This is a genomic window from Rhodococcus sovatensis, from assembly GCF_037327425.1.
GTDB lineage: Bacteria > Actinomycetota > Actinomycetes > Mycobacteriales > Mycobacteriaceae > Rhodococcoides > Rhodococcoides sovatense.
The window spans coordinates 5,591,866-5,613,856 of sequence record NZ_CP147846.1 but is presented as its reverse complement, the minus strand read 5'-3'; the positions used below and the strand labels follow the sequence as shown (position 1 = coordinate 5,613,856).

15 protein-coding genes are annotated in these 21,991 nt (G+C 65.7%); 5 read left to right on the top strand and 10 right to left on the bottom strand.

Annotated features, from left to right (window positions below):
* Positions 1–2 precede the first annotated feature (2 nt).
* Together WDS16_RS26230 and WDS16_RS26225 are read right to left on the bottom strand one after the other, a co-directional pair.
* Complete coding sequence (locus WDS16_RS26230) at positions 3–749, bottom strand: FAD-binding oxidoreductase (protein WP_338888985.1); 747 nt, start codon at positions 747–749, stop codon at positions 3–5.
* A gap of 64 nt (positions 750–813) precedes the next feature.
* On the bottom strand, positions 814–1,974 hold the full coding sequence (locus WDS16_RS26225; RefSeq protein WP_338888984.1) for an FAD-binding oxidoreductase: 1,161 nt from the start codon (positions 1,972–1,974) through the stop codon (positions 814–816).
* A 344-nt stretch (positions 1,975–2,318) separates the two neighbouring features.
* On the opposite strand from WDS16_RS26225, the gene WDS16_RS26220 reads away from it, so the two are divergent.
* On the top strand, positions 2,319–3,458 hold the full coding sequence (locus tag WDS16_RS26220) for a nitric oxide synthase oxygenase (protein ID WP_338888982.1): 1,140 nt from the start codon (positions 2,319–2,321) through the stop codon (positions 3,456–3,458).
* Positions 3,459–3,722: 264 nt separating this feature from the next.
* Here WDS16_RS26220 and WDS16_RS26215 read toward each other — a convergent pair whose 3' ends face one another.
* The 5 genes from WDS16_RS26215 to WDS16_RS26195 all read right to left on the bottom strand — a co-directional run bounded on the left by WDS16_RS26215 (position 3,723) and on the right by WDS16_RS26195 (position 8,631).
* Positions 3,723–4,124: a heat shock protein transcriptional repressor HspR gene (locus WDS16_RS26215; RefSeq protein WP_422395868.1), complete on the bottom strand. Its 402-nt coding sequence runs from the start codon at positions 4,122–4,124 to the stop codon at positions 3,723–3,725.
* Complete coding sequence (gene dnaJ, locus WDS16_RS26210; protein WP_338888979.1) at positions 4,124–5,299, bottom strand: molecular chaperone DnaJ; 1,176 nt, start codon at positions 5,297–5,299, stop codon at positions 4,124–4,126. The genes WDS16_RS26215 and dnaJ overlap by 1 nt, the downstream gene beginning before the upstream one ends.
* A gap of 31 nt (positions 5,300–5,330) precedes the next feature.
* A complete protein-coding gene (gene grpE / locus WDS16_RS26205; RefSeq protein WP_338888977.1) occupies positions 5,331–5,999 on the bottom strand; it encodes a nucleotide exchange factor GrpE in 669 nt (222 codons plus the stop codon).
* Positions 5,996–7,837, bottom strand: a complete 1,842-nt coding sequence (gene dnaK / locus WDS16_RS26200; protein ID WP_338888976.1) for a molecular chaperone DnaK — start codon at positions 7,835–7,837, stop codon at positions 5,996–5,998. The genes grpE and dnaK overlap by 4 nt, the downstream gene beginning before the upstream one ends.
* A 302-nt stretch (positions 7,838–8,139) precedes the next feature.
* Positions 8,140–8,631 carry a Pro-kumamolisin, activation domain family protein gene (locus WDS16_RS26195; RefSeq protein ID WP_338888975.1) on the bottom strand — a complete coding sequence of 164 codons (492 nt, stop codon included), beginning with the start codon at positions 8,629–8,631 and terminating at the stop codon, positions 8,140–8,142.
* Between the two features lie 240 nt (positions 8,632–8,871).
* Between WDS16_RS26195 and treS the strand changes: the two genes are divergently transcribed.
* Together treS and WDS16_RS26185 are read left to right on the top strand one after the other, a co-directional pair.
* Positions 8,872–11,052 carry a maltose alpha-D-glucosyltransferase gene (gene treS, locus WDS16_RS26190; protein ID WP_338888973.1) on the top strand — a complete coding sequence of 727 codons (2,181 nt, stop codon included), beginning with the start codon at positions 8,872–8,874 and terminating at the stop codon, positions 11,050–11,052.
* Positions 11,053–11,103: 51 nt separating this feature from the next.
* Positions 11,104–11,655: a hypothetical protein gene (locus WDS16_RS26185; RefSeq protein WP_338888971.1), complete on the top strand. Its 552-nt coding sequence runs from the start codon at positions 11,104–11,106 to the stop codon at positions 11,653–11,655.
* 27 nt (positions 11,656–11,682) lie between these two features.
* Here WDS16_RS26185 and WDS16_RS26180 read toward each other — a convergent pair whose 3' ends face one another.
* From WDS16_RS26180 to WDS16_RS26170, 3 genes are all read right to left on the bottom strand, one after another.
* The gene (locus WDS16_RS26180; RefSeq protein WP_338888969.1) at positions 11,683–13,149 is read right to left on the bottom strand and encodes a dynamin family protein; all 1,467 of its coding nucleotides are present in this window, start codon (positions 13,147–13,149) and stop codon (positions 11,683–11,685) included.
* Positions 13,146–14,960 carry a dynamin family protein gene (locus WDS16_RS26175; protein ID WP_422395867.1) on the bottom strand — a complete coding sequence of 605 codons (1,815 nt, stop codon included), beginning with the start codon at positions 14,958–14,960 and terminating at the stop codon, positions 13,146–13,148. Before WDS16_RS26175 ends, WDS16_RS26180 begins: the two co-directional genes overlap by 4 nt.
* A 107-nt stretch (positions 14,961–15,067) precedes the next feature.
* Complete coding sequence (locus WDS16_RS26170) at positions 15,068–17,839, bottom strand: IniB N-terminal domain-containing protein (protein ID WP_338888965.1); 2,772 nt, start codon at positions 17,837–17,839, stop codon at positions 15,068–15,070.
* A 253-nt stretch (positions 17,840–18,092) separates the two neighbouring features.
* Between WDS16_RS26170 and WDS16_RS26165 the strand changes: the two genes are divergently transcribed.
* Positions 18,093–19,847: an Hsp70 family protein gene (locus WDS16_RS26165; protein ID WP_338888964.1), complete on the top strand. Its 1,755-nt coding sequence runs from the start codon at positions 18,093–18,095 to the stop codon at positions 19,845–19,847.
* Between the two features lie 10 nt (positions 19,848–19,857).
* Positions 19,858–21,978, top strand: a complete 2,121-nt coding sequence (locus tag WDS16_RS26160) for a LuxR C-terminal-related transcriptional regulator (protein ID WP_338888962.1) — start codon at positions 19,858–19,860, stop codon at positions 21,976–21,978.
* Positions 21,979–21,991 lie beyond the last annotated feature (13 nt).

Genomic DNA, 21,991 nt, shown 5'->3' with positions numbered 1-21,991 from the left:
CGTCAGCGCACGATCGCCTCGACCGGAGTCCCGTTGCCGACGAGTGCGGCAACAGTCGCCGCCTCCATCCCTGGCGAACCGCACACCAGTACCTGATGCTCGGTGAACGGCTCCTGCACGCTCATGACGTCGGCCAAGCTCCCTTCCCAGCAATGCTCGGGCCCGAAAACTCCTGAAGCACCGTCGATCTCACCGCGGATCGTGTCGTGCCAGCGATCCGGCGCCCACGGATCGGAAAGCTGATCGACAACGGGGATCACCGTCAACCACGGCAGCTCGGACGCCAAGATCCACAGCAGATCGGCGGCATAGAGGTCGCGTGGCGATCGACCGCCGACGAACAGCGTGACCGACGGCGGTGATTCGCGTCGGGCCAGATCCAGGATGAGCGATCGCATCGGCGCCAGCCCGGTTCCGCCTGCAATCATGACGACGTCACGTCCCGAGTCGTCGACGCGAAGCGCACCGGCGGGATTGGTCAACTGCCAGATATCTCCCGGCCTGGTCTCGTTGACGATCGACCCGCTCACCCAACCGGCCGGCACGGCTCTGACGTGAAACTCGAGCTTGCCGTCGAGAGAGGGTGGCAGCGCGGGCGAGTACCGACGGCGCAGGCGTGCGTTCTGCGGAACGGTGACTTCGAGAGACTGGCCCGCGGAGAACGGGATCGCATCTCCGACGAGTCGAATGACGGCCAGGTCGTTGCGAAGTCGGTGGTACTGCACCACCTCGGAATTCCACGTCTGCATGGGCTCCAGGATATGTGGCGCCGGTGGCTTCACCGACCAGGCGGGCAGGTCAGGGAGGCTGTGGTCACCAGGGGTCGTGACGGACCGTCGAGAGATCGACCCCTGCCCCTTGCAGCCGAAACTTGGTGGTGTTGATCATCGACGGCGAACCGACGATCTGAATGTCACGGTCGGTCCACCGGCCGAACTCGGCGACGACCTTGCCGATCTGCCCGACGATCGGCGACGAGCCACCCGGCGTCGGCCGATACTGCGGGCCGTCGTACCACCAGGGGTCGGTTTCTTCTTCGACTATTCCGATGACCGACAACCACGGATTGGTCGCGGCGATCTGTTGGAGGATCGGCAGGTCGTACAAGTCGCACGGGTAGCGGCCACCGTAGAACACGTGCACACGCGGGTTGTCGGTTCGGCTCGCCATCTCCATCAGCTGTGCCCGCACCGGTGCAATGCCGGTGCCCGACGCGATCAGCAGCCGGTCGCGTCCCCCCGCGGTGTGCCGTGTCATGGTGCCCAACGGAGATCCGACGGTCCACCGATCACCCACCGCGGTGCTCGCGACCAGTGCCGGGCTGACCCAGCCGCCGGAGACTCGTCGAATGTGGAACTCGATTTCGCCTGCCGAGTTCGCTGGGATCGCCGGCGACAGGTATCGCCACATGCGAGGTCTGCTCGGAATGGAGACGCTTACATACTGACCTGCGCTGTAGTCCAACGGTTCGTCGAGCTTCAACCTGATGACCGAGACGTCGTCGAGCACTCGAATGTGATCGACGACCGTTCCCTGCCACACCGGAGGCCCGTCGTCGGCCTCGGCGGCTTCGATCATCGTTCCGGCCATGACCGAGATGACGTCGCGCCAGGCCGCGTCTACCTCTTCCGTCCAGATCTCGTTGCCGGCGAACTGCTCGAGGGCAGTGATCAGAGCATCGCCGACGGCCGCATAGTGGGCGTCGACGATGCCGTACTTGCGATGGTCCCGCCCCAATTGCGCGAGAAACGGCAGCAGCCGATCGAGATCTTCCAATTGGTCGATCGCATATGCGATGGCCGTCACCAGCTTGTCGCGCTGCGTCACCATCGAGGCTGGAAAGAAGTCGCGGACAGCAGGATGTCGAGCGAAGAGAATTGCGTAGAAAGAACGCGTCAGCTTCTCGGGCCCGCCCTCCACAGCCGCGACGGCCTTGAACGTCGTTCGCACAAGCGAAATTGCTCGAGCATCCATCTCTCGAAAACCCCTATCCACCTTCAGGCCAAGCAGCCTTCAGCTCGCCTACGTGTGATTGAAGGCGTTCGACAGCCAGCGCGCAACGCCGAGCACGGCAATCGCTGCAATTGCCTGGGAGTCTAGCCCAGCTCTCGCACACTGACGTATCGAGAAAATTCGACCGTCGGATTCACGCGGCAGTAACCGTCACATTGCCCGAAACGGACGTCGTAACCAACTGCCCGATCGAAACCGATTGCCCCGCATCCGCATTCGGCCTTTCCAGTAGTTGTTCGAGGCCCTAGGATTCGCAGCGTCGATCAAGATCGGACTGATGCCAATCGAAACGGGGTAGGCGAATCGTGACTCTCACTGTCGGGGTGGGCTTGAAAGAACCAGTGATAGACGAATCCCTCCTCGCCCGGCGACTCGCCGAATGTCGCGAATTCTTCGACCTACCGGAGCTACGCCACCTCCCCGCCGAGCGCACGACGCAGGCATTGGCCGAACTCCGAGCCACCGGAACGTACGTCCAGTCGGCCGAGGAAATTCTGATCGGCGCAAAGATCGCCTGGCGAAACCATGCACGATGCGTCGGACGCAAGCACTGGCGCACACTCAAGCTGCTCGACGCGCGTCGCGCCACCACGGCCGCGGAGATCGCCGAGGCATGCTTCGAGCACCTACGAGTCGCGACCAACGGTGGCGCTCTGCAGTCCATCGTCACCGTCGGCCCGACGCCGTTGCCCGACGGGCGCGAGTATCGGATCATCAGTCCGCAGCTGATCCGATACGCCGGGTACCGGGGCGTGGACGGCACCATCGTCGGCGACCCCGCGCACGTCGAGCTCACCGAGCTCGCGTCACGACTGGGCTGGCGCGGCGAGGGAACCCCCTTCGACGTCCTCCCGTTGATGATCTCGACGCCCGACGAGCCGATCCAGTGGTTCGAGGTGCCGCGCGAGTTGGTGATGGAGGTCGCGCTGGAGCACCCCAACTACCGGTGGTTCGCCGGGCTCGGGCTCAAATGGCACGCAGTCCCAGCAGTCTCCAACATGGACCTGGAGATCGGGGGCGTTCGGTATCCCTGCGCGCCGTTCAACGGGTGGTATGTCAACACCGAAGTCGGCGCACGAAACTTCAGTGACACCGATCGATACGACATGCTGCCGACCATCGCGAAGAAGCTCCGTCTCGACATGAGCTCCGACCGCACACTCTGGAAGGATCGTGCGCTCGTCGAGCTCAACCGCGCAGTCATCCACAGCTTCCGTGAGGCGGGGGCGTACATGGTCGACCACCACACCGTCGCCAAACAGTTCGTCGACCATGTCGATCGCGAGGCACAGGCCGGACGAGAATGCCCGACGGATTGGTCGTGGGTGAATCCGCCGATGTCGTCGGGAATCACTCCGACGTTCCACAGGCTCTACGATCCGCCGGACCTGGACATCAGGCCGAATTTCGTCGCCAGGGGTTCGGCGGGCTGCCCCTTCTCATGAGGTGTCGGGGGTGCGGTGTCGTCCGGCGCCCCTCCCGGTGACCGAATGTCTCATTCGGTCACCTCCAGGGCCCGACGCGCACCTTCCAGCCGGGGCGCAGGTTGCAACCCGCGCGCTCGCTGGAACCTGCGCGGGCTGACCCTCACGGGAGCGAACGACTCATTCGGTCACCTCGCGGGCTGACCCCCGAGTGACCGAACGACTCATTCGGTCTCAAAACCGGCCGAACGCGCACCTTCCAGCCGCCCACACCTAGGCCGCAGCTCAGCGCTGGTTTCGCGGCTTCCAGACGACCAGGGCGCTGCGCTGAACCGGCACGAGATCGCGACGATAGCTCGCGTGCACGTTCGCCAGTTCCTGCGCGAGCTCACCCACTCGGGCTTGCAGTGCCTCGACCTGGTTGGACAGTTCGATGATGCGCTTGATGCCCGCGAGGTTGACTCCTTCGTCCTGCGACAGCCGCTGAACCTCGCGGAGCAGCGCGACGTCTCGCGGCGAGTACCGACGCCCACCACCGGTGGTGCGATGCGGCGTCACCAACCCGAGTCGGTCGTAGGTCCGCAAGGTCTGCGCGTGCATCCCCGCGAGCTGGGCTGCGACGGAGATGACGAAAACCTGCGCGTCAGGATCGCCCTGGGGAGGAGGGGGTGCAGGCGGCACCGGCATCATGCACCTGCCCATCCTGCCCGCGGATCGAATCCGCTGGCCTTCTCCGCTTCCAGATACGCCCGCAATGCTTCGGTTGCCGGATCGTCGAGCTTCTGAGGGACCGCGACCTTGACGGTGACCATGAGATCACCGGGGTTGCCGGTCTTCTTCGGCACGCCACGACCGCGCACTCGCAGGACTCGTCCGTCCACGGTGCCGGGCGGAACCTTCACACCGACCCGTCCGTCGAGCGTCGGAACCGACAGAGTCGTTCCGAGTACAAGCTCGCCGTAACTGACCGGAACGGTGACCGTGAGGTCGTCGCCGGTGCGGCCGAACACCTTGTCCGGTCGAACCCGAACGGTGACGTACAGGTCGCCCGAGGGAGCACCGCGCAGTCCCGCCTCGCCTTGACCTGCGAGCCGGATCTTCTGGCCGTCGGACACGCCTGGTGGCACTCGAACGGTGATGGTGCGGGTCCGATTCTGGACGCCGCTGCCGCGGCAATCCGCGCACGGGTCGTCGATGATGGATCCGGTTCCGCGGCAGTCGTCGCACGGCTCGCTGAAGCCGAACGCCCCCTGGTTGCGGTTGACGACGCCGGCGCCGTTGCACTTGGGGCACACACGGGGGCTGGTTCCTGGCTTTGCTCCGCTGCCGTGGCACGTCGTGCACGATGACGGACTGGTGAGCCTGAGCGGAACCGTCACACCCTGCGTGGCTTCTCGGAAGCCGAGTGTGGTCTCGGTTTCGACGTCGCTGCCACGCCGGGGTCTGGTGCCTGCGGGGCGCTGCTGTGTTCCGCCGCGATTGAACAGGCCACCGAACAGGTCTCCGATGCCGCCGTCGCCACCGCCCTGACCGAAGATGTCGCCGACGTCGAAAGTCTGACCACCGCCGCCGAATCCGCCTGCGTTGGGGTTGAATCCACCTCCCTGGCGGCCGAAGCCACCGGAGGCGAAGAGCCGTCTCGCTTCGTCGTACTCGGTCCGCTTGGCAGGGTCGGCAAGGACCGCGTGGGCCTCACTGACAGCTTTGAATTTCTCTTCGGCGGCAGCATTGCCGGGGTTGGCGTCAGGATGGTTGTCCCTTGCCAACTTTCGGTAGGCCTTCTTGATCTCTTCTGCACTCGCGCTGGAGGAAACGCCCAGCTCCTTGTAGAAGTCCTTCTCGATCCACTCCCGCTGGCTCACCGGGCGTTTCCTCCTCTCGCGCTATTTCTGTTTACTTCTCGTCGGGCGCATCGGCACCCGACTCTTGTCCAGCATCATCTACGACGCCGACCATCGCGGTCCGCAGAACACGCTCACCGAGCTTGTAGCCCGGACGCATCAGCGTTCCGACGACGGGGCTGCTGCCGTCACCCTCATGGGAGACGGCCTCGTGGATGGCGGGGTCGAAGGCGTCGCCCACGGCTCCGAACGTGCTCAGACCGATGTTCGAGAACACCCCGGCCAACTTGTCAGCCACGGCCTTGAGCGGACCGGTTTCGAGATCACCGTGCTGGCGGGCCCGCTCCAGGTCGTCGAGGACGGGAAGCAGCTGGGAGATGACGGACGCTTTCGCGTTCTCGGCACCTGTCTGCTTCTCGCGATCGGTGCGACGCCGGTAGTTGGCGTACTCGGCCGATACGCGCTGCAGATCGGCGGTGAGCTCGGTGACCTGCGTGTCCCGCGGGTCTTCCTCGACTTCACCCTCGACTGCCACTACATCGGATCCCTCCGCGTCCACCGAGCCGGGCTGGGGCGCAGCCCCGGTACCCGCAAAGGGCTCCGGAACTGCGTCCCCTTCCCGTGCTGCACCGGTCTCGGGATCGATCTTTCGCTTGTCCACGAAAGTGACCGGTTCTTGCTCGGTATTCTGCAGATCCTGCTCGGTGTCGCGGGGGGTCACTTCTTCTCCGTGTCGACCGGCTCGTCCACGACCTCGGCGTCGACGACACCGTCGTCAGCTGCCTGTGCATCGCCTTCTGCGCCGCCCTGCTCCTTGGCCTGAGCCTCGTAGATGGCGGTGCCGAGAGCCTGCGACTCGGTCGAGAGCTTCTCGACGGCGGTCTTCACTGCCGAGATGTCGCTGCCCGCGAGAGCCGACTTGGCCTCTTCGATGGCCGACTCGACGCGTCCCTTGAGCTCCGCGTCGACCTTGTCCTCGTTGTCCTTGACGAACTTCTCCGTCTGGTGGACGAGGGACTCGGCCTGGTTGCGGACCTCGGCCTCTTCGCGACGAGCCTTGTCCTCGTCTGCGTGAGCTTCCGCGTCGGCGACCATGCGGTCGATCTCTTCCTTGGACAAGCCGGAGCCGTCCTGGATCTTGATCGTGTTTTCCTTGCCGGTGCCCTTGTCCTTGGCCGTGACGTGCACGATGCCGTTGGCGTCGATGTCGAAGGTGACCTCGATCTGCGGGACGCCGCGAGGAGCAGGCGGCAGCTCGGTCAGCTCGAAGGAGCCGAGGAGCTTGTTGTGCGAGGCGATCTCGCGCTCACCCTGGAAGACCTGGATCTGCACCGACGGCTGATTGTCGTCAGCGGTGGTGAAGGTCTCGGACCTCTTGGTCGGGATGGTGGTGTTGCGCTCGATGAGCTTGGTCATCACGCCACCCTTGGTCTCGATACCGAGGGACAGCGGTGTGACGTCGAGGAGCAGAACGTCCTTGACCTCGCCCTTGAGCACGCCGGCCTGCAGAGCAGCGCCGACGGCCACGACCTCGTCCGGGTTGACGCCCTTGTTGGGCTCGCGTCCACCGGAGAGTTCCTTAACCAGCTCGGAGACAGCAGGCATACGCGTCGAACCGCCGACGAGCACGACGTGGTCGATGTCCTTGACGGCGATGCCCGAGTCCTTGACCACTGCCTGGAACGGCGCACGAGTGCGGTCGAGCAGGTCGGAGGTGATCTTCTGGAACTCGGAGCGGGAAAGCTGCTCGTCGAGGAACAGTGGGTTCTTGTCGCCGTCGACCGTGATGTACGGAAGGTTGATCGAGGTGCTCTGCCCGGAGGACAGTTCGATCTTCGCCTTCTCGGCAGCCTCACGGAGACGCTGCAGGGCCATCTTGTCCTTGGTCAGATCGATGCCGTTCTGAGCCTTGAACTTGTCGACGAGCCAGGTCACGATGCGCTCGTCCCAGTCGTCGCCGCCCAGGTGGTTGTCACCCGAGGTCGCACGGACCTCGACGACACCGTCGCCGATTTCCAGCAGGGAGACGTCGAATGTGCCGCCGCCGAGGTCGAAGACCAAGATGGTCTGCTCGCTGTCGCCCTTGTCCAGGCCGTATGCGAGAGCAGCCGCGGTGGGCTCGTTGACGATGCGCAGGACGTTGAGGCCGGCGATCTGGCCGGCTTCCTTGGTGGCCTGACGCTGTGCGTCCTCGAAGTACGCAGGCACGGTGATGACCGCGTCGGTGATTTCCTCGCCCAGGTACGCCTCGGCGTCGCGCTTCAGCTTCTGTAGCGTGCGCGCGCTGATTTCCTGTGGCGTGTACTTCTTACCGTCGATCTCCACGTTCCAGTCCGTGCCGATGTGGCGCTTCACGGATCGGATGGTGCGGTCGACGTTGGTAACCGCCTGGTTCTTCGCGGGCTGGCCGACCAGCACTTCGCCGTTCTTGGCGAAAGCGACGATCGACGGGGTGGTGCGTGATCCCTCGGAGTTGGCGACCACAACCGGCTCGCCGCCCTCGAGGACGGACACGACCGAGTTGGTGGTCCCGAGGTCGATACCGACCGCACGAGCCATAGTGTTTCCTCCTGTTTGTTGCTTGGTAAGTCCCTAGCTGAGCGAACTGCGCTCAAGTCTGCAAGACATTTCGAACTTCTGTCAACTCGGACTTGAGCCTCATCCACTCAAGGCTGTCGAAGTGCACAACGGAGGGTTTCGCAGATTTGTTCCCGGCAGGTCGGCTCCGCCTCCAGTGGCGCGGATAAGTGCACTGGAATGCACTCAATCGCGCCACTGGGGCCGGAGGCCCCCACAGGGCACAGCACTGCGCCGCGACGGCAGATGCTCGTCACGGCGCAGTTGGTGGGACCGAACTAGGGTTACTCGCCCTCGGGCACGTCCTCCGGCTCGCAGTTGATGCTCAGGAGGCCGAAGGCGACGTTGTCCGGGTAGTTGGCGTCGAACTGCGGCGAGAACACTGCAGCTCCACCCGGTCGCGACTGCCACACCTCGTCGGCGCTCGGAATCGTGTACGTGACCCCTTCGCCCGCCTTGATGACATCTTCGTTGATGACTCCGGGCGCTTCGGGAAGCACGACGTAGTTGGTGGCGACGTTGGATGCGTCGCCCGTGCCGACGTTGTCGACGTCGATCTGAAGAGCTGCGACATCGCCGCCGAGATCTCCGTCGCGCGGATCGCAGATGGCAGCGACCGTGACGACCAGGTCAGGCGATTGCGCGACGGACGACCCGAAGGGCATGGGAGCCGGATCCTCCTGAGCCGACGCCATGGGTGCGAGGGCGACCGCACCGACAGCGGCGGCGATCGCGGCCGTCGAGGCCAAGACAGTGGTGCGGACAAAGCGACGCATGTGTTACTCCTGTGACTGAAGGGGTTGTTGTTGCGTTCTAACTATTACTCATTTCAATCGGACATTCCATACCGGACAGTCTCGATCCGGACACGTTCGGATACTCCGGCGGTCTCGGATCACAACCGTGTAATTCACTTCGGCACAGGTTTCGCCACTCGATCATCCGGGGATGCCCCAACACTGCAGAGGGCACGTTCCCTACGTAGGGTTCAAGTAAAGCGAGGCGAGAAGAGGCACATGGATCCCGAAGTGCAGCACGAACCGAGCGAGATCACCTACGACGAGAAGTTCTATCCGGCCCGGCCGCGGCCGCTGCGCCCGTCCGTGCGACGAGCCGATCGAAACGGCGCGACCCCGCAGGACGGCGAACCATCGGCAGCCAATCCCGAGTACGTCGAGTGGCTGACCGAGCAGTCGATGTTGCGTGACGCCAAGCTCATCGCCGAACAACTCTCCGGCAAGGGGAGCATGTGGCAGAACCCGTACGCCGACCCGAACCCTCGCGGCGCGGTGGAACGGGCCCCTGTCTGGTTCACCGCGTACCCCATCTCGGTGATCAATGCGCCGCGCACGAGCTTCCTCAGCACCCTCGGCGACGAAGCGTTGTGGCAAGCGTTCTCCGATATCGGCATCACCGCGGTCCACACCGGTCCGGTCAAGGTCGCGGGCGGCATTCACGGATGGCGCCCGACGCCGTCGGTCGACGGTCACTTCGACCGAATCGGCATGCAGATCGACCCGGCATTCGGATCCGAGGAAGAGTTCCGACGCTTGTGCGTCGTCGCAGCTGCATACGACGGCATCGTCATCGACGACATCGTCCCCGGCCACACCGGCAAGGGTGCCGACTTCCGTCTCGCCGAGATGGCCGTCGCAGACTATCCCGGCATCTACCACATGGTCGAGATCGAGCCGGAGGATTGGCACCTGCTCCCCCGGGTTCGCGCGGGCGCGGATTCCCAGAACATCGACGCCGAAGCCGAAGCCAATCTGGCGCGTGCCGGCTACATCATCGGCCAACTCCAACGCGTCATCTTCTACGAACTCGGAGTCAAGGAAACCAACTGGAGCGCAACGGCTCCCGTCATCGGTATCGACGGGGTCGAACGACGCTGGGTCTACCTGCACTACTTCAAGGCCGGCCAGCCGTCGATCAACTGGCTCGACCCATCGTTCGCCGGAATGCGTCTGGTGATCGGCGACGCCTGCCACTCCATCGCCGATCTCGGCGCCGGCGCACTTCGTCTGGACGCCAACGGCTTCCTCGGCGTCGAGCGGCGTGCCGAGGGGCCGGGGTGGTCCGAGGGCCATCCCCTGTCCGAGGCTGCAAATCACCTGATCGCCAGTGTGGTTCGCAAAATGGGCGGGTTCACCTTCCAGGAATTGAACCTGACCATCGACGACATCAAGGCCATGGGCACCAACGGCGCCGACCTGTCGTACGACTTCATCAATCGCCCTGCATACCAACACGCCCTCGTCATGGGGAACACCGAATTCCTCCGACTCACCATGACGCTGTCGCGCGATCACGGCGTCGACCCGGCGTCACTCGTGCACGCGTTGCAGAACCACGACGAGCTCACCTTCGAGCTGATCCACTTCGCGACGCTCCATGCCGAGGACGAGTTCCACTACGGCGGCGAGGTGGTGAAGGGTTCCGATCTGGGCAATCAGATTCGCGCCGAGCTCACCGACCGGCTCACCGGCCGCTGGGCGCCGTACAATCGACTGTTCACGACCAATGGAATCGCTTGCACGACAGCCAGTGTCATCACCGCATCGCTCGGAATCCGCGACCTCGACCGGATGGACGAGGCGGACATCGAAACCGTCAAGACGGTGCACCTGATGCTCGCGATGTACAACGCACTGCAGCCGGGTGTGTTCGCATTGTCGGGATGGGATCTACTCGGCATTCTTCCGATCGACGCCGAAGACGTGGCCGAACTCATCCGTGAGGGTGACACCCGTTGGCTCAACCGCGGCGCCCACGACCTGATGAACAGCTTTCCCGACGCCGTGCGCTCCGAATCCGGCATCCCGCGTGGTCGCAGCCTGTACGGTTCGCTTCCCGAACAGTTGAAGGACTCGAACTCCTTCGCTCGCCGACTGGCTCATATCATCGAGCTGCGTAACCGGTACGGCATCGCGACAGCGCAACAGCTGGACGTTCCGACGGTGTCCCACAAGGGACTGTTGGTTCTGGTGCACGAGCTGGCACAGGGTGCGATCCAGGCGACCGTCATCAACTTCTCGCCCGACGAGGTGGCCGCGACGATTCAGTCGAAGCACCTGACTCCAGGCGCAGGGGTCTACGACATGTTCGACGATTCCGATATCGGCGTGGTCGACGAGTTGAACAGCTTCCCGATGACGCTCGGCCCGTACCAGGGCGTGCCAGTGATACTGCGCTGACGTTCAGCGCAGTATCACAGCGGCACGCAGTCGCCGATAGGATCGACAGTTGTGACCGATCCCGCCAGCCATCGTCGCCCGGACCCAGCACCGCGGCCGCAGCCGGAACGACCGGAGTTCGCAGTTCGCCCGCTGCGACCGCGGGACGAACCGGCACGACCCGCGGTTGCCTTCCGAGTGACCCTGGCAGCGTGGGCGGGGGTGACGCTCGTCGTCCTCGGGCTCGCGGCCGTGGTTGCGCTGAATTACGACGCCGTACGCGCGGCGCTGGAAACGACGGTGTCGCAGGACAGCTCGGGTGCGACGGAAACCGCGATCGCGGATACCGTCACCGTGACCGTTCTCGGCAGTGCGGCAGTTGCAGTCGTACTTCTACTCGTGGCGGGCGTGGGACTCTCGCTCGCGTCGGCGAGAAAGTCCCTGGCCGGCAGCATCCTGCTGGTTGCAGGGTTGGCAACCACGGGCGCGTGCGTACTGTTCTGGACTTTCACTGCCGACGCCGGTGACCTCGTAGCGGGCGTCCTTCGCTGGGGACCGCTGCTCGGTGCAGGCCTCGCGGCAGTCGCGACGGTGGCGGCCGGTGCGGCCATGGCACGAAGATAAGATCCGCGCAGCTACCGTCGTGACTGTCTACGTCCTCACGGGCGGCGCAGCCGCAATCCCCTCCGCGCTTCGCGCTGCCACCGCGCACGCCCGCGAGGTGAACGGGTCGAGCAACGGATGCTCCGACAGCCGCCGCCACTTCCACGCTGCGCCGATGGCCGCGTCGTAGCGTTCGGTCGGTCCTGCGTCTGGATCCAATCCCAAGCGCGTCGACGGGTCGATTCCGAATCCGCCGATCAGTCGGTGTAGTTCGGCGAGCTCGGTCTCCGGAAGCTTCGGCTTGGCCGACCGCATCCGGCCCAGCAGCCGCAGCTCCTGAAAACCGTGCACGTCTGCGAGCATTCGCCCGGCTTCGGCACGGAACGCCGCCGATTCGGCGATCGGTCGTGCCTCGAGTGTGCGCTGTAGCGCCAGCAGCGCCGAGTGCAACTTCAACTGATCGGCACGCTGACCGAATTGCACGTCGATGACCGAGCGCAGTTCGTCGAGTCCGCTACGCTCGACCAACTCGGCTGCGAGAGTCGGAGAGTCACGAACACCGAGCTTGATCAACGTGACGGCCATTCGGATGCCGAACAAGCCGAATCGGTCGACGATCGACGCCCGCAGCTCCGAATCGACCGGCAGCAGACCCGGCCGCGAGAAGCGGTCCGCGGACAGCATGGCCATCTGCAGGTCCTCGTCCGGCACTTGAGCCAGAACCTCGAACGCCGCGAACTCGGTTTGCCGCAACGTTTCTGCGGCCAGTGCCAGCAATCCCGCAACCGGCACCACGGCCTGACACAGCCCAGTCGCCTCCAACTCCGAGGCGAATCGGGCGGCGACGTCCCTGGCCGACATCATGGCGTCCATGCGGCCGCCACCGACCTCGTCGGCGCGGGATACGACGCCGACGACACCGAGCGGGCCTGATTCCCCACCCACGTGCGACCCGATCTGGCTCAGAAACGATACGTCCGTCGCGTTCAGCGTGCGCAGCAGATACACGACGGCGTCGGCACCGGAGGATGCGTTCTCCGGCGTCAGCATCGACAGAGTGCGCGCGGACACGTCACGCGAAAGCGACGACGTTCCCGGCGTGTCGATGATCGTCGTCTGGGTCAACGTCCGCGCCGGCCATTCGACGTCGAGGCGATCCACCTGCGCCGCCGTCAACTCCCCCAGGTCGAACGTCAACCGACCGCTCCGGCGCTGGACGGGAACGTGGGCAGAGCGGTTGCCGTCGTACCAGGCCGTCACGCTCGGAGTTGCGCCGCTGCGGTACCACGTCACGACTTTCGTGCACTCGGTCGCGTCGGTCGGCGCAATATCCTGCCCGACAAGCGAGTTGAGCAACGTCGACTTGCCCGCTTTCAACGACCCGGCCAGCGCCACGCGCAGCGGCTGATCCAGCCGTTCGAGGCATTCGGTCAGCGTCGCCGCCGCATACGTGTCGATGGAGTACGCAGTTCGCGCGGCAGCAATGAGGGCACGGGCGTCGGCGAGCGCTGTCACTTCACCACGTCTTTCGGGCCGACGAGCGCAGCGGCCCGCTCGTTGAGCTCGGCGACGACCTTCATGTCCCGATCCAGTTGCGCTGTGCGGGCGGCACGTTCGGTCGACTCGATCTTCGCGGCTTCCTGCGCGGCGCGCAACGAATCGTTCAGAGATCGCAGTGTCTGCTCGGCGATGGAGGTGAAGTGATCCCGAAGAACGCGCTGGATCTGACGCAGCCGATCCTTCGACTCTTTGCCGACCTGGAAGCTGACGTCGTCGGTGAATCTGCGGATGGCCATCTTGGCCTCGGATCGCCGAGCTCGGATCCGATTCTCCTTGTCCTCCTTGTACGCCTTCGTGCCGAGGAGAACTCCCGCGCCGATCGAGATGGGGTTGAGCAGGCTCAGGCCGACGAAGGTGGTGATCAGTCCGAACATCAGGACACCGCCGTACGATCCCCGCATTCCGACGAGAACCTTCTGGGTGATCCCGATCTTCCCGCTCTCCAGATCAGCAAGGGAGGCAACCGGATCGAGAACGTTGTCGAGATCGCCGATATCGAGATCGGGAAGTTGGGCTGCACCTGCGGCCGCGAAATGATCTGCGACGAGCTCGGCGAGCCAGAGTGCACGCTCGTGGGCCCACACGAAGTTGTCGCCGACCGACGTCGCGATCTGCTCCTCCAGCCAGTCGCCGAGCTCGAGCCAATCAGATCCTGGATCGCCCTCGTCGACGGTCTCCTCCGCTTCCCGGGTGACCCGACGAAGCCGATCACGCAGGTCATGGTCGATGTCCGACGCCAGGTCGGCGATACCGTCGGCGAGGGTCTGTTGCCACTGCGAGGTCTTCTTGTGCAGTTCCTCGGCGGCGGACTTGGCCCGTTGCAGACCCGCCACCGCAGCTGCGGCGCGATCGGGATCACGCAACGCTGCCAGTTCGCTTCCCATCGCAAGAGTTAGATGTTCTGTCACAGATCGGATGTCGAGCGAGACTGCGGACCGAGTCGTGGCATCGGCACGGGACACGACCTGCTCTCGCAGAAATGCGTAGAGCTCCGGAAAGCCGGACTCGACGTTCAGTTCTTCGTCGTTGAGCCGCAGTGCGTGCGAGCGGAGAAGCGAGGACAGCGGAACCATCGGAACGTCGAGGCCTTCACGCTGGAGGTGGCCGCGGTTCGCCTCGACGATCTGACGCCAGTGCGGATACAGATCGGTTTTCGTGATCAGAACTGCGACGGTGGGGCAGAGGCCGAGAACCTGACGGAGAAAGGAGATTTCGGGCTCGGTGAACTCGCGGCTCGCATCGGAGACCACGAGCACGGCATCGGCCGACGGAATCATGCCGAGAGTTCCTGCAGCGTGCGGGTTTCCGTGACCACCGACTCCCGGCGTGTCCACCAGCACGAGGCCGTCGGCGAGAAGCGGACTCGGCACGTTCACCTCGAGCCGCACTACCTCGCGTCCTTGCGCCCGAGGGCTGGACGGGGTGATCGCTTGCAGTTCGTCGAGCGGAACGTCGGCGCGCACGACGTCGTTGCCTGGATCCGCCAGCACCAACTCTGCGAACGAGCGTTCCGAGTTCTGCACCAGCGTAGGAATCGCGGTCGTCTCGTCGTCACCGACCGAGCACACGTTCAGGTTGAGCAACGAGTTCACGAACTGGCTTTTTCCCTGTTTCAGCGGGCCGACGACGACGATGCGTCTGCGCGGATCCAGTACCCGCTCTTTGGCGAGTTCCATTCTCGATACGAGATCGGACCGTCCGACCGTCTGCGCTACTGCCGCAGTTCGATCGAGCAGCTCGGCCAACTGTTTCGCTTGCCCGTCCATGGCCTTCTTTCGGTACACGTTCATCGGCTGCCCTGAACTCTAACGAGCGTAAAGACCCCGGGCAGTAGAACCGCCCGGGGTCTTTACCTACAAGTTCACCGATTACGTTACGGGTTCAGCAGATCCGGGTGGTGATCTACGGTGGCGACGTCCGTGACGGCGTCGGCCGAACTGTCCACGTCGCCGTGCAGGCTCGCGGCCGAGTGCAGCGAGGACTCCGCCTCGCCGAACACGCTGGAATCCACCGAGGACCACGCGCTCGAATCGAAGGCGCTGGTGAACGATCCGGATGCGCTCCCCGCGACGTCCGCAGCACCGTCGAAGCCGCTCGTGACTCCACCTGCTGCGCCGCCGACGACATCTGCGCCTGCTCCGATTCCGCCCGCCACATCACCGGCAACATCGGATCCGGCTTCGACTCCGCCTGCGATTCCACCGGCCACATCACCGGCAACATCGGATCCGGCTTCGACTCCGCCGGCAATTCCACCGGCAATTCCACCGGCAACGTCACCGGCGACATCCGTGCCTGCGGCTGCGCCACTTGCGATACCGCCGGCCAGGTCCGCTCCCGCCGACGCACCGGCGTCGAGTCCTGCGCCGAGTCCCGTGTTCAGCCCGGCACCGAGGTCACCTGCAGCCGAAAGGCCGAGGTCGGTGGCGCCCTGCAGCGATCCGGTCAAGTCCGCGCCCGCCTGAGCTCCGGCGTCGACGCCGGCTCCGACGGTTCCTTCGACCACTCCTTCGAGCGACCCGCCGAGGCCCGCTGCACCCGAGACGACACCCGAGACCGTTCCGTCGAGTCCGCCGGTCAGTCCGCTGCCCAGCTCCGCACCGGTTTGGACTGCACCGTCAAGGCCTGCGGCCAATCCACCATCAAGGCCCGCGGCCAGTCCGCCGCCTAGGCCTGCGGTCACTCCGCCGACCGCACCGAGTCCCAGGTCGCCGGAGCCTGCTACGCCACCGGTGATGCCACCCGCTGCACCGAGGGCGGCGTCGACTGCACCGGTGAGTGCGCCGCCGAGTTCGGCTCCGCCACCGAGGGCGGCGCCGAGATCGAGCGCACCGCTCGTGTCGAGCACGGTGTCGAGTGCTGCGCCGAGATTTGCGCCTGCTTCACCACCGACTCCGAACGCTGCTCCCAGAACCCCTTCGAGATCGGTCGCAGCTGCGATGTCGGCTCCGACCGACGTGTCGATCGCGGTTCCCAGTGCGGCGGTGAGGCTGCCGACTGCGCTGGTGTCCAGGTCGAGCGCCGAGCCGACCGCACCGCCGATGACCGTTCCCAGTTCACCCGACGTCAGTCCGGTCAGATCGAGATCGGCCAGCGCGCCTGCGTCGAGGACCGCACCGAGCGAGGAGCCGATGCTCGACGCGAGGCCACTCTCGAGTGCGAAGACGCCTTCCAGTCCCGACGCGACGTCGAGTCCTCCACTTGCACCGAGTCCTGCAATTGCGCCGAGATCGATGCCGCCTGCGAGGTCACCTGCTGCACCGAGGGCGGCGTCGAATGCTCCCTCGAGTGCGCCACCGAGAGCGGTCCCGGCACCGAGTGCGGCGCCGAGATCGAACGCTCCGCCGGCACCGACGACTGCGTCGAGAGCGCCGCCGATTGCTGCGCCTGCTTCGCCGCCCACTCCGAACGCGGCACCGAGTACCCCTTCGAGGTCGGCGACTCCGCCGAGTCCCGCTCCGAATGCGCCGTCGATGGCCGTTCCGATCGAGGTCGTCAGGTCCGCGACGATGCCTGCATCGAGGTCGAGTGCGGTGCCGAGGGATCCGGCGACGATTCCGCCGAGGTCGATACCTGCAAGTCCGCCGAGATCGAGATCGGCGAGAGCACCCGCGTCGAGCACCGCGCCGAGTGAAGATCCGAGGGCCGCGGCCAGACCGCTCTGCAACGCGAACACACCTTCGAGGCCACCGCCGACGCCTGCGGCAAGTCCGCCGCCCGCGCCTAGTGCCACGTCCAGTGCCGAGCCGAGCTGTGCGGCGACGTCGGCGCCGAGGCCGAGGCCTGCAGTCAGTGCCGTTCCGAGTCCGCCTGCGAGACCTCCGACGAGGTCGATCTGTCCGGCGTCGATGACTGCACCGAAGACGCCTCCCAGAGCTGCGCCCAGCTCGGCGCCGATGTCGCCACCGACACCGAAGACCGTTCCGAGTGCCCCGCTGAGAGCTCCGTCGATGCCTGCGAGCGCGTTCAGGTCGAGCCCGCCGACTGCGCCGATCGCTGCGTCCAATGCGCCGGTGAGTCCCGCGGTGACGTCTGCGCCGAGTCCCGCCCCAAGTCCTGCGCCGAGCCCAAGTCCGCCGCCGATCAGGCCGGTCAGCGCGGCACCGAGCTCGGCCGAACCGCCGAGGTCCACCGAACCGCCTGCGCCGACGAGGGCTTCGAGCGCAGCGCCGAGGGCCACTCCGAGATCCGCGCCGATTCCGCCACCGACGGCGAGCGCTGCGCTGAGTGCTGCGCCGATGGATGCCGCGATATCGCCTGCAAGATCCAGGTCGCCGCCGAACCCTCCGCCGATTCCGCCACCGATGACTCCGCCACCTGCCAGACCGCCACCGACCACTGCGCCGGCCGTGAGACCGAGGCCGGTCGACAGACCGCCGCCGATTGCGCCTCCGCCGGCAAGTCCACCTTCCAGACTCGCTGCGGCACCGGCTCCCGCACCGAGGATGGCCGACAGCTGCGCACCGGCACCTGCGAACAGTCCGGACTCGGCGACCAACGGGGCGACGGCGACGATGTCCGCGTGGCACACATCGCCGAGGCCGGCAGCAGCCAATGTCCCCTCTGGGTTGGCGCAGTATGCGGCAGCCGCCTCGTCGTCGCGGAGGAGGCTGAGGATGAAGTCGAGTACAGCGTTCGTGGCCATTGCGTGGCTCCTTCGATGTCGGACGTTCGTGGTTGATCACAAAGCTATGGGCACCACGCAGTTCTCCCAACGGGGTCGATCCCCCTACTCGATCCAGGACACCCAGGGGTGGCGCATTAGGGGATTCCCATCCACTAGGGGGTTTGCCCGCATGTAGGCCGCCACCTGCTGTGAGACGTAACGAAAGATGCCATGCTGGCGACATCCACTACAGCGTCGGCGGGCGTCGCGGGCAGAGAAATCGGAGATGCAGATGAGCGCAGGGCTCGGTATACGGATCGGCACGGTCACCTCGGTGGCCGCCCTGGATACTTCCTACGACCCGTATGCATCGCGCGACTTCGCCACCGATGAGGCAATGCCCACGGTTGTGCGCCGCTCGGCTCTCGATCTCCGCCCCGGTGCGACGCCGAACCTTGCCGCTCTGTCGGATCGGCCACAGCGCCATCTGATCACCGGATTCGCAGACCGGGTGGGGGATCCAGTTCCACTGCTCGACGAGGACGGCGTGTCGTACCTCGCCGAGGATCTGTTCGCGACCGCGACCCGCGCGCTGGTGGCCGAGGTAGCTGCGGGTGCCACCACCGAGCCGGCCGTCATCGTCACCCATCCCGATCGATGGACTGCCTACACTGCCGATGTCCTGCGCGAAGCCCTCGGACGTGCAGGGGTTCCCGACGCCACCCTCGTCCCCGAGTCGTTCGCGGCGATGCGCTGGCTCGAAGCCTCACGGGGAGCACAAAGCGACGGCCTGACGGTCATCTACGATCTCGGTGCAACCTCACTTGCCCTCACGTTGATGCGCACCGGTTCCGAAGCCGGCGTCATCGGAACCGGAGTCCACTCACAGGATTTCGGCGGATCTCAGTTCGATCACCTCATCACCCAGTACGTTCTCGACACCGTCTCGGGCAGCCAGCCGTTCGAGTTCGACCCGTTCGATCCCGATACGGTCGGCGCGCTCGTGGAACTGCGCGCGCGGTGTTGCGAAGCGAAGGAACAGCTTTCGTACGAAACGGCGACAACACTTACCGTCGAGCTACCGGGTCTGCACAGCGACACCCGCCTCGTTCGTGACGAGATCGAGGAACTCGTCCGCCAACCGATTCTCGAGACCGTCGAGTTGATCCGCGACACCTTGCACACTGCAGGCCTAGACGTTTCCGACGTCACCCAGGTGCTGCTCACGGGTGGAAGTTCGAGCATTCCCCTTGTCGCCGAGCTCATTTCCTCGGAACTGCGGGTACCCGTTGCGACCGGACCGAACCCCGACCGCATCCCGGCCATCGGTGGCGCGATCATCGCCAACGAGATCTCCGGTTCCGTCGTCGCCGACGTTCCACCGGCGCCCGTCGCAGCGGTCATGCCCCGGCCAACTCCACGCCCGGCATCGGCGTCCGTCGGCAGTGCTGCCGCGTCCCCCGGGATGTCCGGGCGCAAGAAGGCAGGCATCGTCTTTGCGTCAGTGGCCGCGCTGGTGGTCATTGCCGGTGGCGGACTATCCGTCGGCACCGCTCTGACATCCAACGAACCGGCCGAGACTGTTTCCGAGAACACTGCGGGTACCAGCAGTACGACCGCACCCGAGACGACGGAGGCAGCCATCGCCGATGCCATCGTCGGCGCCACTACCGCGAACGGATTGCCCGCACCGACCGTCGCCGCGGACGGCAGCCTCGTCCCGGCCGCGGGCACCGTTATCGCCGAGGACGGCAGCGTCGTGGCCGCTCCCAACGCCGGCGCCGCTCCCGCGGCCCCAGGGGCTGCGGCTCCAGCTCCGGCAGCGACAGTTCCGGATGTCACCGTGCCGAGCGTGCAGGTACCCAGCGTGCAGGCCCCGAGCCCCCAGGCTCCCAACGTCGAGGTCCCCCAGGCGCCGGTGATCAACGTTCCGCCCGTTCAGAATCCGCTGCCCGGAACCCTGGACAGCGCGGGCAATTTGATCGGAAAGACGACGGATTCCCTTGGGCGTCTGATCGACCCGATCACCGGTCGGATCATCAACTAGGCCGTCGGTTGTGACCCCCGCACGTGAACGGTTGACGAAACCCGACATCGCAGCGCTGGCCGCCGATCGAGGCCACCCGATTTCTGCGGCACTCGCGGGGACGATCGCGACCATCACCGGAGGTTGCCCACGGACGGTGGATGCGGCGCTCGACGCCGCCCAGCATTCCGATGCCGACTCCGCGGTCACCAAAGTCGTCGCCGACGCGGTGCGTGGTCATCGCATCGAGGTGCTGCGAGCGATGAGCGAGATCGACCGAACCGTGGTGACGTTGGCGCACTTCGGTGTCGGCGCGGACCACGATGCAATGGTCGATCTCGTCGATGGGATCTCGGATGTCGATTCCATACTGGACGAAGCGGTCGCTGCTGGGCTGGTGTCCGACTCGTTCACCGCACTCCCCGACCTCGACAACGCCCTGATCGGTGCCATCGGCCGGCGACGAGTCCTGGCCACAGCCACCAGGCTTCTCGAATATCGCTGCAAGACAGATACTCTCGATACATCAACGGCCGTGATGATGGCACGGGCCGGTGTTCGTCACGGCGAACTTGCACACTTCCTGGCGTCCTCGGCATCGGGAGCTGGAATCGACTCCGCGGCACTGCTGTACGGGTACGCCGTCGACGCCGGAGCCGACGCGATCGCGCTGGCCCCGCAGCGCGCCGAGATCGCGTTTCTGCTCGGTGACCTCCTGTCGGCCGAGCAGTTCTGCGATTCGGTTCTGGAACAACATGAGTCGGTCGACGATCGGCAACTGCGCACCACCATACGAGTGTCCGCAGCGGTCGCCGCCGAACGAGGAATGGCGACTCGAAGCAGCGCGTTGTACTCGTGGCTCGGCGTCGAACGCGCAGGAAGCGATGCCGATATCGCTGCTGCGGTGGCACTGACCGTCGGCGATCGGACAGTCGCCGACGCCATGGCCGGCGCATCGAACGCGCCACCCACCGCGTCCAGCGCGGCGACCGGCCTACTCGCAGCGGGTCTGCGCGAGTCCGTCACGGCGATCTCCACGGCGGAAGCGACCGCTGCCACGTCCACCTTGATGCGGGCGGTCTCGCTCTCGGCCGCAGCATCTCGCGGCGCAACCCCCGATTCAGCTGCCGCAACGGCGATCCTGTTCGCGCTGCACGGCGGCGACCTTGCCCGAGCCGAGTCGACGGCGGTCCGAGCTGCCGCGACGCTGCCGCCCAGACACCCCCACGCAGCGCGAATCGCACTACTGCACGCCTGGACGGCGATGCTGGCCGGGGACGTCACCAGCGCCCAGGCCCGCATCGATTCCGTCCAGATCCCGTTGTCTCACAGCCGGAATCAGCTCTTTCTCCACGGCCTTCGTGTCGGCCTCGCACGGCGGTCCGGTGACAGCGGATCGTTGTCGAAGGCATGGGACGATGCGCAGGACGTCGTCGCGTCGTACTCGGTGGATCTGTTGTCCTTCCTGCCAGTGGGAGAGCTGTGGCTCGCCGCCGTCCGCGTCGGTCAGCCGGAGCGGGTATCTCACCTCCTCGCGCAGGCGGACGCGGTGATCGCCCAGCTCGACGAGCCGCGTGTGTGGTCCTCGGCGCTCCACTGGTACGGCGTACAGGCCGCGATTCTGGGCGAGCGCCCGGCCGAGCTCGTCCCCCACGCCCGCGCACTTGCACGATCAGCGGAATCGAATCACTACGCTGCGGCGCTTGCTGCAGCGGGGCGAGCGTGGCTCGGCGTTCTACAGGGCCACCCCGATGTGCCGGAAGTCGAGCTGGCCGCCCGGTCGTTGACCCGCTTCGGGTTGTCCTGGGATGGAGCTCGCCTCGCCAGCGAAGCGGCTCTACGCGTCGCAGACACTCGTTCCGCGACCTCGCTGTTGCAAGTAGCGCGCTCGCTGCGGCTGCCGGCGTCCGCTCCGACAGCCGACGTCGCCGACGAACCGAAAGGCTCCCTCAGCGCCCGTGAAGCCGAGGTCGCCGAACTCCTCGTCCTCGGCGTCACGTACCGCGAGGCGGGCGCACGCCTCTACATATCGGCCAAGACCGTCGAGCACCACGTGGCTCGGATCCGTCGACGGCTCGGCGCGGGCTCCAGGTCAGAGCTGCTGTCGATGCTTCGAGCACTGGGATACGGCGCGGATTCGACGGACGTGTAACTCCGGCACGCCG